This is a genomic window from Ectopseudomonas composti (assembly GCF_900115475.1).
GTDB lineage: Bacteria > Pseudomonadota > Gammaproteobacteria > Pseudomonadales > Pseudomonadaceae > Aquipseudomonas > Aquipseudomonas composti.
Genome location: NZ_FOWP01000012.1, coordinates 102,508 through 115,275 on the forward strand (window position 1 = coordinate 102,508; position 12,768 = coordinate 115,275).

General features: G+C 62.7%; 14 protein-coding genes. 8 read left to right on the plus strand and 6 right to left on the minus strand.

Going from position 1 to position 12,768, the window contains the following annotated elements:
• The first annotated feature begins 6 nt into the window (after positions 1–6).
• A complete protein-coding gene (locus BM059_RS19655) occupies positions 7–867 on the plus strand; it encodes an alpha/beta fold hydrolase (RefSeq protein WP_244154434.1) in 861 nt (286 codons plus the stop codon).
• On the opposite strand, the gene BM059_RS19660 is transcribed toward BM059_RS19655, so the two are convergent.
• Positions 868–1,800, minus strand: a complete 933-nt coding sequence (locus tag BM059_RS19660) for a LysR family transcriptional regulator (protein WP_074941023.1) — start codon at positions 1,798–1,800, stop codon at positions 868–870. It lies immediately after the preceding gene.
• Positions 1,801–1,939: 139 nt separating this feature from the next.
• Between BM059_RS19660 and BM059_RS19665 the strand changes: the two genes are divergently transcribed.
• A complete protein-coding gene (locus BM059_RS19665; protein WP_074941024.1) occupies positions 1,940–2,335 on the plus strand; it encodes a RidA family protein in 396 nt (131 codons plus the stop codon).
• A gap of 229 nt (positions 2,336–2,564) precedes the next feature.
• On the opposite strand, the gene nfsB is transcribed toward BM059_RS19665, so the two are convergent.
• On the minus strand, positions 2,565–3,215 hold the full coding sequence (gene nfsB / locus BM059_RS19670; protein ID WP_074941025.1) for an oxygen-insensitive NAD(P)H nitroreductase: 651 nt from the start codon (positions 3,213–3,215) through the stop codon (positions 2,565–2,567).
• A gap of 558 nt (positions 3,216–3,773) precedes the next feature.
• Between nfsB and BM059_RS19675 the strand changes: the two genes are divergently transcribed.
• Genes BM059_RS19675 through BM059_RS19700 form a run of 6 tightly spaced genes read left to right on the plus strand, consistent with a single transcriptional unit; the run spans position 3,774 to position 9,481 of the window.
• Complete coding sequence (locus tag BM059_RS19675; RefSeq protein WP_074941026.1) at positions 3,774–4,307, plus strand: Csu type fimbrial protein; 534 nt, start codon at positions 3,774–3,776, stop codon at positions 4,305–4,307.
• 51 nt (positions 4,308–4,358) lie between these two features.
• Positions 4,359–4,859, plus strand: a complete 501-nt coding sequence (locus BM059_RS19680) for a Csu type fimbrial protein (protein WP_074941027.1) — start codon at positions 4,359–4,361, stop codon at positions 4,857–4,859.
• Entirely contained in the window at positions 4,859–5,431 is a 573-nt protein-coding gene (locus BM059_RS19685; protein WP_074941028.1) for a Csu type fimbrial protein, read from the plus strand. The genes BM059_RS19680 and BM059_RS19685 overlap by 1 nt, the downstream gene beginning before the upstream one ends.
• 9 nt (positions 5,432–5,440) lie before the next feature.
• Complete coding sequence (locus tag BM059_RS19690; RefSeq protein ID WP_244154435.1) at positions 5,441–6,193, plus strand: fimbrial biogenesis chaperone; 753 nt, start codon at positions 5,441–5,443, stop codon at positions 6,191–6,193.
• Positions 6,194–6,203: 10 nt separating this feature from the next.
• Positions 6,204–8,516 (plus strand): fimbria/pilus outer membrane usher protein, encoded by a 2,313-nt coding sequence (locus BM059_RS19695; protein ID WP_244154436.1) that lies wholly within the window; start codon positions 6,204–6,206, stop codon positions 8,514–8,516.
• Positions 8,513–9,481 carry a Csu type fimbrial protein gene (locus tag BM059_RS19700; RefSeq protein ID WP_074941030.1) on the plus strand — a complete coding sequence of 323 codons (969 nt, stop codon included), beginning with the start codon at positions 8,513–8,515 and terminating at the stop codon, positions 9,479–9,481. Before BM059_RS19695 ends, BM059_RS19700 begins: the two co-directional genes overlap by 4 nt.
• 4 nt (positions 9,482–9,485) lie before the next feature.
• On the opposite strand, the gene BM059_RS19705 is transcribed toward BM059_RS19700, so the two are convergent.
• The 4 genes from BM059_RS19705 to fabF form a co-directional block, all read right to left on the minus strand.
• Positions 9,486–9,788, minus strand: coding sequence for a hypothetical protein (locus BM059_RS19705; RefSeq protein WP_074941031.1), 303 nt, complete (start codon positions 9,786–9,788; stop codon positions 9,486–9,488).
• Positions 9,789–9,934: 146 nt separating this feature from the next.
• Positions 9,935–10,807 (minus strand): pyridoxal kinase PdxY, encoded by an 873-nt coding sequence (gene pdxY, locus BM059_RS19710; RefSeq protein ID WP_074941032.1) that lies wholly within the window; start codon positions 10,805–10,807, stop codon positions 9,935–9,937.
• Between the two features lie 115 nt (positions 10,808–10,922).
• Positions 10,923–11,474 carry a TetR/AcrR family transcriptional regulator gene (locus tag BM059_RS19715; protein ID WP_074941033.1) on the minus strand — a complete coding sequence of 184 codons (552 nt, stop codon included), beginning with the start codon at positions 11,472–11,474 and terminating at the stop codon, positions 10,923–10,925.
• Position 11,475: 1 nt separating this feature from the next.
• The gene (gene fabF / locus BM059_RS19720) at positions 11,476–12,759 is read right to left on the minus strand and encodes a beta-ketoacyl-ACP synthase II (protein ID WP_074941034.1); all 1,284 of its coding nucleotides are present in this window, start codon (positions 12,757–12,759) and stop codon (positions 11,476–11,478) included.
• Between the last annotated feature and the right edge of the window lie 9 nt (positions 12,760–12,768).

A 12,768-nucleotide genomic window follows, 5' to 3' on the forward strand; every position in this document is an offset into this window, starting at 1 on the left:
CGCGTCATGACTCGTACCGTCCGTCTGGCAGGTATGGCGCTGCTCACCCTGCTGGTGGGTTGCGCCACGCGGCCAACACCCGAGGATCGTGCGCATAGCGCCGACAGGCTGGCAGCGAAGCGCGACTGGGCGGCACAAACCCTCGAGGCGAAGCCGTTTCAACTGCGTGCCTACCTGCCAAAGGCGGCGGCTGACGACACCCTGGTGATCTATCTGGAAGGCGACGGGTTCGCCTGGCTAACCTCGACCCGCCCCTCAGCCGACCCCACGCCCCTGACGCCTGTCGCCTTGCAACTGGCACTGGCCCAACCGAGTGGCGCGGCGGCCTACCTTGCCCGGCCCTGCCAGTTCATCGCGACTCAGCCGGCCTGCTCACGGGACTACTGGACGGACGCGCGCTTCGCACCAGAGGTGGTGAGCAGCCTCGATCAGGCCGCAGATCAGTTGAAGACGCGCGTCGGTGCGCAGCAACTGATCCTGGTGGGCTACTCCGGGGGCGGTGCCCTCGCCCTGCTTTTGGCGGCTCGACGTGACGATGTGGCGCGTGTCGTCACCGTGGCCGGGAATCTCGATCCACAGGCCTGGACGACGCATCACCGCCTGCAACCGCTGAAGCGTTCGCTGAATCCAGCAGACCAACGGTTGGCATTGGCCGGCAAGCGCCAGCAGCATCTGGTCGGTGGTCGCGACCGCATCGTGCCTGCCGTCCTGGCCAGCGCCTTCAATGACGCTTACCCGCCTGACACGCCCTCGCGCGTCTACCTGCTGCCCGAGCATGACCACGCCTGCTGCTGGGCGCGCGATTGGCCGAGCCTCTGGCTGAAGCTGCAGCAGGATGCGCAGGCAAGCATGCGAGATCAGCGGTGATCAACCACGCGGCGTGAGCGGCCCCAACACCGGCGCATGCTCAGCCATCAACTCCACCACCCAATCGATGAACACCCGCAGCTTGGCGCTGACGTGTCGGTTCGGTGGAAAGGCCAGGTACATCGGCATCGGTTTCATCTGCCAGTCCTCGAACAGGCGCACCAGCTCGCCGCTGGCCAGGTGTGGTTTGGCCATGTAGTGCGGTAACCAGAGCATCCCCAAACCTGCCAACCCTGCGGCCAGGTAGGCATTACCATCGTCTACGATCAACAGCGGACGGCCCTGGGCTTCGATTCGCTCCTCGTCGCGCCACATGGCATAGGGCAAGGCCTTGCCAGTGCGCGACCAGAGAAAGCCCACCGTATGATGACCAGCGGCCTCCAGCTCACGCGGATGTGTCGGCGTGCCGGCGCGTTGCAAGTAGCCCGGCGTGGCATAGATACCGAGCTGCAGATCGCCGACATGCCGCGCGATCAGCGACTGATCGGTGATCTCGCCGCCGCGCACCACGCAGTCGACGTTCTCGCCGATGATGTCGATGATTCGGTCGCTCACGCCCAGAGTCAGCTGGATTTCCGGATAACGCGCATAGAACCCCGGCAAGGCCGGGATCAGCAGCATACGCGCGAACGGGCTGGACACATCCACTCGCAAACGACCCCGTGGCGCCAGCGCCGCACTGGACAAACTGGTCTCGGCGTCGTCGACATCGGCCAGCAGACGCACCACACGCTCGTAGTAGGCCGCACCATCGGCGGTGACGTTAACCTTGCGCGTAGTGCGGTTGAGCAGGCGCACCCGCAGCCGCGCCTCCAGTTGCTGCACGAGTTGAGTCACACTGGTCTTGCTCATGTGCAGGGTGGCAGCCGCCTTGGTGAAACTGCCGGTTTCCACCACCCGGGCGAAGGCCAGCATCGCATCGAAACGATCCATTTCGCGTCTCTCTCAGCTCATGATTGTTTGGATTCTACAAACAGTCATGACCAGAGTTGCGCGTTTATCCAGCCCAGCAGTGTTTTTAAAGTGGCTCCATCGTTAACAGCGGGCCTTAGCGGCCCAGATGGAGGCAACCATGAGCAGCAAACGTGATGTGGTTTTCCCAGCAGAGCGCCATGACCTGTATGAACTTCATCGCTATTCACCGGCGATTCGTTCCAACGGTTTTCTCTTCGTGTCCGGTCAAGTCGGCAGTCGCAAGGATGGCTCGCCCGAACCCGATTTGAAGGAGCAAGTACGCCTGGCCTTCGCTAACCTCAATGCGATCCTCGCGGCGGCGGGCTGCAGCTTCGATGACGTGGTCGACACCACCGTATTCATGGTCGACCCGCACACGCAGTTCGAAACCATCTGGGAAGTGGTAGGCGATTACTGGGGCGAAGCACCCTACCCGACGGTGACCGCTATCGGCGTGACCTGGCTGTCCGGCTTCGACTTCGAGATCAAGGTGATCGCCAAACTACCGGAATGAGCAGCGGCCGCGCCCCTGCAGACGAGGGCGCGACCGAAAGGCTTAGAACCTGTTCACGATCTGCTGCGCGTCGGCGCTACTGCGTTAAAAACAAGCTGGATCGCCAGCCCGGTCGGAATGCTCATGTACAAAAGTACAGTCGCCCGCGACTCCGACCGTTCCTCGCTTGTTTTTGCGGGGCCGCCATCGGTGTTGTATCGCTCTAGCTCGCGAGATCGTGAACAGGTTCTTAGAGGTGAGTGAAGACGCGCTCGGCTGGCAGGCGCGACTTCGGCAGCGCGGCATTGAAATCGCTGTCGCTGTGATACCCCAGCGCCACCGCGACCATGCTGCTCAGCCCCTGAGCGGCCAGCCCCAGTTCCTCATCCAGCGCCTCGCGGTCGATGCCCTCCATCGGCGTGGCGTCCACACCTTTGGCCGCAGCCCCCAGGAGCAAGGTACCCAGCGCCAGATAAGCCTGTTTTTCCGCCCAGTTCGGGATGTCGCCCAAGCCACGGTGCAGTTCAACGTAACTGCTGCGGGTGTTGTGCTGAGTGGCGCGTGCCGCATCATCGCGGAAACGGCCATCATCGGCTTCCTGCTGCAGCACATCGGCCAGATAGGCATCGTTGAGGTCGTGACGCGCGCAGATCAGGATCACATGCGAAGCATTGAGGATCTTCGGCTGGTTGTAGGCGAAGCCGCCCTGAGCACCCTTGGTCAGGCGCGCCTTGCCCTCGGCAGTACTCGCCACGACGAAGTGCCAGGGCTGCGAATTGACCGAAGACGGCGACAGACGCAGCAACTCCAGCAGCTCGTCGATGATCGCCTGATCCACCTGGCGGCTGGCATCGTAAGCCTTGGTGGTGTAACGCTGACGCGCGAAAGAAACGGGGCTCATGAACACTCTCCTGATTGATGGATGACGCGAAATGGGCGCCAGTCTGCAGCATGCCTGCGCATGAAAAAAGCAGGCAAAGCCGCTAGGAGTTTCAAAGCAAAGATGAAAATGCAGGCAGCAGCTCTCTAGCGGGCTACGCCAGCGCTCTGCAAGCATTCGATAAAACCCGCGACGCTCGCTGAACGGCTGAGTGCGGAGTACAGCACGCCGATTTCGCAATGGACCGGCGCCGAGCCGAGAACCTTTGCGGCTTGCTTTGCACGCGGTTAAGTGCCCCGATCAGCAGAACACCGGTAGTTGCCGGACTAAGCCAACTTTGATGCTGCTTGGCAAGACACCACGCGGGGCCAGCAGGAAAGGAATTTTCTTAAAATCATGTAAGAAATAACCTCACCCGGTTTTCAGTCATTTCTTACGCGATCATTTTTTCCTGACCATTCAGTTACTTATTTATCAAGTTCAATTCTCATTCAAGCGAAGCGGCAGCTGAGCTTTTTTTGAGCATCCGAAATGGCTGGACTATGGTCCAAACATACCCATTTCGAAGGGATTCGACTGATGAAGCCTGTCATGAGAACCGCCGCTCTAGCCCTTTCTCTCTTTGCCGCACCTGCCTTCTCGGCAGGCCAGTTGCAGGGTCAGCTGAACGTCCAGATCACCATTGGTACCGGTTGTACGGTGACCAATGGCACCGCCAGCGGTAGTAGCAACACCTTCGGTTCACTGTCCTTCGGTAACTACAACGACCTCGCCAACCTGATCGACGGCCGCTCCTTCGGCAGTGCCGGCGGTAGCTCATTCGGTTTGCAATGCAGCCTCGGCACGGCCTACAGCATCGCACTCAACTCCGGGCAAAACGCTACCGGCGGACAACGCAGAATGATCAACTCAGGTGCCTACGTCGCTTACAACCTTTACCAGGACAGCGGCCGTAGCCAAGCCTGGGGCGATGGTGGTGCCACGGGCACGGTTCTGTCAGGCACCGGCACTGGCACCAATGAAGAAGTGATCGTCTACGGCCGAGTGCCAGCGCAAACCACCCCCAGCCCTGGCACCTACACCGATACCGTACAGGTCACCATCGCCTGGTAATCACCGCCCGCACCACCAAGAGGATCTCGAACTCGCCAGGGAAGAATCGTCATGCCACGCCTGATCGCCCTTCTATTCCTGCTGACTCCGGCAGCTTTGCCGGCGGTCGACAAGACCGCCACCATCGGCCTGAACGTCGAGGTGTTGCCGGCCTGCCAGGCAGGTAGCACCAGCGGTTCAGGCGTCAGCTTCGGTACGCTGGATTTCGGTACCCACCTCAGAATCGACAACCTGATCACTCGCGTCGGCCAGCCAGGAGCCGGCGCCCTACGCGTCAATTGTCAGCAGAGCATTCCCTACCGCGTGCTGATCAACGCGGGCCACAGCGGTAGCACCAACAACCGGCAGATGGTCGGCCCCAGCTCGGCCGTACTCACCTACAACCTTTACACCGGCGCGGACTACGCCACCGTCTGGGACAACAGCACGGGGGTCAGCGCAGTCGGCAACGGCCAGGATCAATGGCTACCGATCTACGCCCGTGTGCCGGCGCAGAGCGCCCCACCGCCCGGTAGCTACAGCGACACGCTGACCGTCACGGTGAGTTGGTGATGCCGTGCCGGGGCCAGTCACTCGGGGTTTCCAGCCTGTTCAGCCTGATCGTACTGGCCATGCACACCTTGCCAGCTCAGGGCGACACGGGCATCAACGATCAGATCGTCAGCCAGAGCTTCCAGATACGCGCGGAAATCGTACCGGGGTGTCTGCTCGGCGCCGGCGGCAGCGACACCACCTCGTTCGGCAGTATTTCGTTCGGCCAGATCAGCACCCTGCCGAGCAACCTGGACACCGCCAGCACACCGGGCAATGGCTCCATCGTGCTGCAATGCTCCCCCGGTACCGCCGTCACGATTTCCTTCAATGCCGGCCTCAATGCCAGCAGCGTTGGCGGTGGGCGCTATCTCGCGCGTGGTGCAGAGCGCCTGCGCTATCAGCTTTACCAAGACACCGCGCGCAGCATCGTCTGGGGCGATGGCAGCAACGGTGGCACGCGCATGAGCATCAATTTTCCCGTTGGCGGCGCCACCCAGACCTACACGGTCTACGCCCGCCTGTTCAGTGTCAGCCCGCTGCCGTCAGCCGGCATCTACACCGACACCATCACCGTGACCGTGAGTTATTGAGCCATGAGGATGCATACCCTCTTCGCCTGCTGTCTGAGCCTGGCCACAGCGCTGGCCAGCCTGGCCGCGCAGGCCGCCAGTTCCATCCTGATCTGGCCAATCAATCCGCTGATCGAAGCGGATCGACAGAAATCCGCCGCGCTGTGGTTGGAAAACCGTGGGCAGGAGCCGGTGGATTTGCAGGTTCGCGTGCTGGCCTGGGAACAGGAGGGCTTCGAAGATCGCCTGACGCCACAGAAGCAAGTGGTGGGCAGCCCGCCCATGGCAACGCTGCAGCCGGGCAAGCGGCAACTAGTCAGGCTGGTCAATCTAGAACCGCCGAGCGCTGGCACGCTGCGCACCTACCGTGTACTGGTCGACGAGGTACTGCCACCGCAACCGCGCCCGTCTCAACTGGGCGTGCAGTTTCAGATGCGCTACTCGGTGCCTTTGTTCGTGGTCGGGCCTGGAGCCTATCTGGATGATGGCGCGCGAGAAGCGCCAGGCCAGGGCCAGCCACTGGCTCCCGATTTACGCTACCGCGTCGTCGAAGGCAGCGATGGCGTCTTCCTCAACCTGCGCAACCTCGGCCCCGCTCCGGCCCGGCTGTCCCAGGTCGATCTCTTGCGCGACAGCGGCAAGCAGCCACTGGCCGAAGGGCTTCTCGGTTATGTGCTGCCCGGCGCGCAGATGCGCTGGCCATTGCCAGCAGGTGTGCGCAGCGCCCGGGTGCAGGCGCGCATCAACGAAAGCCGACAAACGCAGACGCTGGCCGCTGAGTAGGTCGCTGGCGTTGCTGCTCCTGGCCGCGCTGCTGTCAGGCCGTTCAGCCCATGGCGATGATGCGCAGCAGTTCGCCGAGGCCCAGTTGCTTTACCTGGAGTTGATCGTCAATGAACTTTCCAGCGGCAAGGTGGTGGAAGTGAGAGAGCATCAGGGCAGGCTGTTCGTCCAACGCGACGATCTGCTCACCGCGGGTGTACACCTGCCCTCGGAGAAGACGCCCTGGATCGCTCTGGATCGGATCGATGCCCTGCGCAGTGAGTATCAGCAGGATAGCCAGCGCCTGCTGCTCACCCTACCCAGCGAATGGCTACCGCATCAGCGTTTCGGCCCCAATAGCCTGAGCGAACCGATGCAAGCACAGAGCGCATTCGGTGTGCTGTTCAATTATGACCTTTACTACAACCACACCGAGAACGCCGGCCACTACGCCAATACCTGGCTGGAACAGCGGGTGTTCGACGGTTTCGGCATGATTTCCAACACCGGCGTCCATCGCTACAGCTTTTCCGGACCGGGCTATCGCGACGGCTACACCCGCTACGACAGCACCTGGCGCTTCAATGACCAGCAACGCATGCTCAGTTTCAGTGGCGGCGACCTGATCACCGGCGCACTGACCTGGAACAGCGCGGTGCGCGTGGGAGGCCTGCAGATTTCGCGCAACTTCTCGCTGCGTCCGGACCTGATCACCTACCCCTTACCCCGTTTCGATGGCGATGCCACAGTGCCCAGCACTCTGGACCTGTTCATCGACAACGCACGCATCGGCCAGCAGGATCTGCGCCCAGGCCCCTTCACCCTCAACACCGTGCCTTACATCAGCGGCGCCGGCACGGCGACGCTGGTGACCACGGATGTGCTGGGGCGCCAGGTCTCCACCACCGTGCCGTTCTATGTCACCGATACCCTGCTGCGTCAGGGGCTTTCAGACTTTTCCCTGTCGCTGGGAAAATTGCGCCGCAACTATGGTGTGGACGACTTTGCCTACGGCAGCCTGGTGAGCAGCGGCAGCCTGCGCTACGGCCTGAGCGACAGCCTAACCCTGGAAAGCCATGCCGAAGCAGGTGCCGGTCTCAGGCAGGCCGGTGTCGGCGCGACCGTAGGCCTGGGTCTCATGGGCACCCTGACCAGCTCGGTGAGTCAGAGCAGCGGCATCGGTAATGGCCAGCAGTACAGCCTCGGCTACAGCTACTACGCGCGTCGCTTCGGCATCACCGCGCAGCGCATCCAACGCACCTCGGGCTACGCCGACCTCAGCGTCGCGCATGCCCTGGACAACGACCTGGCCGGTGGACCGCTGAGCAAGATCCTCGACCAACTGACCTTCAGTTTCAGCCCGGAGGGGCTCGGCTCATTCGGCGTCGGCTATTTCGCCAACGAAGAGCACAGCGGGCGGCGCACACGTCTGCTCAACCTGTCCTGGTCGCGCAGCCTGTGGGGCAATGCCAGCTTCTTTCTCTCCCTCAACCGCCAACTGGATGACGGCTCGCACGCCATTCAGGCCCAGTTGGTCATCCCCTTCGACCTGCACTCCACCCTTTCCACGGGTGTGGAGCGAGACAGCAACGGCAACCAGCGCGTACGCGCCAACTTCAGCCGCAACCCACCCAGCGACGGCGGCCTGGGCTGGAACCTCGGCTATGCCAGCGGCGACAGCGAATACCGCCAGGCCGACCTGACCTGGCGCACCCAGCATGCCCAGGTGCAGGCAGGCGTCTACCAGAACGACGGCACCACCACTCAATGGGGCGGTGTCAGCGGCTCGCTGGTGGCCATGCAGGGCCAGGTATTCGCCAGCAACCGGATCGACGACGCCTTCGTGCTGGTCAGCACTGAGGGTTATTCAGATGTACCGGTGCGCTACGAACATCAACTGCTGGGTCGCACCGACTCGGCAGGCTACCTGCTAGTCCCCTGGGTGCCGTCTTACTACCCCGGCCAGTACGAAGTCGACCTGCTGGATCTACCGAGCAACCTGCAATTGTCGGAAACCCAGAAGCGCATCGCCGTACACCAGGGCAGCGGCGCATTGCTTGCCTTCCCGATGGTGATGAGCCTGTCAGCCAGTATCCAGCTGGTCGACAGCCAGGGACAGCCACTGCCACGCGGTACCCAGGTGCTGCACCGTCCCAGCGGCCAACGCACCTATATCGGCTGGGACGGCCAGCTGTATTTCGAAGGGCTGGCGAAGGACAACCAGTTGGAAGTGCACCTGACCGATGGCAGCCGTTGCACCAGCCGCTTCTCACTGGACGACAGCGCCGTGGAAATGGCCGTGGTCGGCCCCCTCTCCTGCCTGCAACGGGACGGCCAGCCATGATCCGCTGGCTGCTGACCTGTACGCTTCTGCTCTGCAGCGCGCTGGCAAGCATCCCAGCGCACGCCTGCAGCACCTATGCGGGAGGCGCAGTCAATCTGGGCACTACCAACTCTCTGAGTCTGCGCACCACCCAGCAACAAGCTGCAGCCGGCGCAGGCCTGGCCTGTCCTGGGTTGCTTCAAGTTCTGGCGGGGGCATACGTCCGGGTCACCCTGCAAAACGCCGGCCCCCTGGCCTTGCAGGACGGCCAGGGCAATCAGATTCCTTTTCAGGTTTTTCAGGACGCCGGCTACAACCAGGCGCTGACAGCCGGCCAACCGCAACAGCTCGGTGCAATCAACCTGCTGGCCCTTGGGGGTAGCTCCACCGCCATCGGCCTGTATTTCCGTACCAATCCCGGCCCCAACGTGCCAGCCGGCACCTACACCGCCACCGTCACCCTGCGCTGGGACTGGGCCATCTGCACCGTCGGCGCACTCAATATCTGCGCCTGGAACCGCAGCCCAGGCTTGACGCAGAACTGCGTGGTGATCTGCGGTGCGCCCACCAACTGGGGGACGGGCTCACTTGCCACCCTGACCATCACCCTGGTGGTCAGCAAGGCCTGCCGCATCGATACCTTGCCCAACGTCGACTTCGGCGCCAACGCCTTGATCAGCCAGTTCAGCGCGCAGCAACGTACCTTCTCCGTCACCTGCACCAATACAGAGGGCTACACGCTGAGTTTCGACAATGGGCAAAACTACCAGGCGCCCTGGCGACGCCTGCGAAATGGCAGTCAGTACATCCGCTACAACCTCTACTACAGCGGCAGCAGCCTGATCTGGAACGCTGCCTCGCCGCTCACGGCCAGCGGCACGGGCAACTCACAGAGCTTTAGCTACCAAGCGATTCTCGACCCTGGGCAAGCCAACGCACCGGTGGGTGTCTATACCGACGATGTGCTGCTGATCATCAGCTACTGAAGCCTTACCAGTAGATCACCAGCGTCGAGCCGACATCTTCGACGGACTGCACTGTCACCGAGGTCGTCCCTGCAAACGCCAACGGCAAGGCGCGCCCGTTCACGTCCTGCAGGCGATAGGCCGCATGCTCGCAGTCATGTGCAGACAGGTACACGCCAGCCGCATCGCTTCGCGCAGCAACCTCGCATCGTTTGAGAATGGTCAGGCTGATCTGTAGCTGCCCGCTGATCTGCTCGGCAGACGACAGATTGGTAGTGGCGCACAACGCAGTGGCCACGATCCAGGCAAGAGATCGGTGAATCGACATGACGACGGTCTACGGTAAGGATGGCCTGCTGCGGTGAAGGTCAAAATCCATCCGTAGAAACGGTCACGAGAGCGAGGAGCGACCGAAGGTGGAGCAGAATAAAGTGATATCACCTTGAAATCACCTCGATTCCGACGAACGCCGGTTCAGGCCAATGCTTTCGCCACGAAGCACTTGCCTGGCGCCACGATCTGCTCCTGCGCCGCCACCAGCGGCAGGTCACGAGCGCCCTCGGCAGTCTGCTCGACCAGCGCATAGAGCGTCGCGGTAGCCAGTTCCAGTGCCTGCGGCAGCGCCTGGCCGGCCAGCAAGCGGCCCAGCAGCGTGGCCGAGAACACATCGCCCATGCCGTTGGGTAAGGGATGCAGGGCCAGGCGTGGCGTGGTTACCAGCCAGGCGCCCTCGCCATTCACTGCCAAGGTGCCCAACTCGCTCTCGGTGATATCCGGCGTCGCCAGGCTGGTAATCACCACCACGTCCGGCCCACGGCCGCGCAGTTGCCGTGCGATCTTCACCGCCTCCTGCAGGCTGCCTAGCTTCGCCCCAGTGAGCAGTTCGAACTCGAACTGGTTGGGCGTGATGATATTGGCGAAGGGAATAGCCTGGTCACGCAAAAAGTCCGGAATCGCCGGATTGACGAACACGCCTCGTCCCACGTCGCCCATCACCGGGTCGCACAGGTAACGCACGTTCGGGTTGTGCTGACGAATCTCGCCCACCGCCTCGAGGATCACCCGCCCGCTGTCGGCATCGCCCAGATAACCGGAAAGTACCGCCGACAGCCGCGGCAGCACACCCCGCTCACGCAGCCCGAGCAGCACCTCGCGCACATGCTCGGCGCCGAACACCTGGCCGCGAAACTGCCCGTAGCCGGTGTGATTGGAAAACTGCACGGTGTGGATCGGCAGTACCTCGAAGCCCAGCCGCTGCAATGGGAAAACCGCAGCAGCATTGCCGACATGGCCCCAGGCGACATGCGACTGAATGGACAAGACGAGGGGCGGTAGCGTGGCGCTCATGACGATCTCTGCTGGCTGGATACGACGGGGCGACGATTATTCGCCAAACTGCCCGGGCACACCACTACCTGGCCATCCCAAATACTAGGACTTGAGTCAGCGCTGACTGACAGGCTCATACATAGGCTTGGACGAACAGTTCTACCGCCGCAGCCAGACGAGGGCCACTCACTGCCATCAGGTTGCTGCAATCAATGCTGCCAACCGCCAGCAAGAGAAACTGGGTGGCAGCCTGCTCATGGTCTGGGCATCGGGCCGACTGGGAAAGAGCCTTCTTCAGGTAGTTCTGATAGGGCAGGTAGCGCTGCCGCCAACGCTTCTGAGGTATCCGGTTAGAGCGCAGTACTATGTGGGTAAGTGCATGCGAAGCTGGCTGTTCACTCTGTTGCAACAGTTCACGTGCGACCCGTTCCAGACAAGCGCGCAGCCCACCCCTCGCCTGGCACGGCAGCTTCGGCTCCGGCAGTTCCTCCAGCCAGTAGTCGAGCACAGCTCGGTAGAGTTGTTCCTTGTCACCGAAGTGCGCATAGAGGGTGGCCTTGGTCACGCCCGCGGAATCGGCGATGGCCTGCATGTTTGCTTGGTTGAAGTCCAATGCCGTGAACACATCGCTCGCTGCCCACAGCATCTCGCGTCGGCGCCTGTCCTTCTGCACGGGCCAGCTCATGCTAGGCCCTCCAGCGCCGGAACAGCAGGCTGGCATTGACGCCTCCGAAACCAAAGCCATTCGACAGTGCGTAGTGCAGTGGCATGTCTCGGGAATGCTGAGCGACCAGGTCGAGACCCTCAGCGGCCTCATCGGGGTTGATGAGATTCAAGGTGGGCGGAACGACCTGATCACGCAGAGCCAGCACAGTGAAGATCGCTTCGACTCCGCCTGCAGCGCCGAGCAGGTGCCCCGTACTGGACTTGGTCGAGGTGATCGCCACACCCGATCCACTGCCGAATACCGCGTGGATGGCGGCCAGCTCGCCCCGGTCACCCACCGGCGTGGAGGTCGCATGGGCGTTGATATGCTGCACCTCGCTCGCCTCGATCCCGGCCTGGCGCAACGCCTGCTGCATGGCACGGCGTGCACCATCGCCATTCTCCGGGCCGGCGGTGAGGTGATAGGCATCGGCGCTGGTGCCGTAGCCGACCAGCTCCGCCAGCGGCTGAGCGCCGCGCGCCAACGCATGCTCCAGCGATTCGATCACCAACAGGCCTGCGCCCTCGGCCATGACGAAACCGTCTCGATCACGGTCGAACGGACGCGACGCTTCATGAGGGCGGTCGTTGAATCCACTGGACAGCGCACGCGCAGCGGCGAAGCTGCCAAGCGTGACCCGATGGATGGCGGCTTCGGTGCCGCCGCACAGGGCGATGTCTGCCTCACCACTGCGAATCAGCCGGGCGGCATCGCCAATGGCTTGCGCACCGGCCGCGCAGGCGGTCACCGGCGCCCCGAGCGGCCCTCTGAAACCGTGGCGGATGGACACCTGCCCTGCCGCCATGTTGGCTAGGAACGAAGGCGCGGTGAAGGGCGAAAGGCGTCGCGGGCCCCGTTCATCCGTGGTGCGAACCGCCTCGGCAACGGCGCCGAAGCCGCCGACCCCTGACGCAATAATGGTCGCGGTGCGCTGGCGCTGCGCTTCGTCCGTCGGCCGCCAACCGGCCTGTGCCAGGGCTTCCTCTGCGGCAACTAGCGCGAACTCGATGAAGCGATCCATCTTCTTACGCTCCTTGGCGGGGATATACCGCTCGGGATCGAATCCAGCCTGGGGATCGCCGGTAATGCCGAGCACCTGCCCGCCAACCGCGCTGCCGGTACCTTCGCTCAGCTCATCCGGCAACATACGGATGCCCGAGTGTCCGGCCAGCAGGCGCGTCCATACCGTCTTGCTACCACAGCCCAAAGGACTGACGATGCCCAGGCCGGTAACGACGATTCGTGTGCTGTATTCTCTATGCATGGTGTGTCT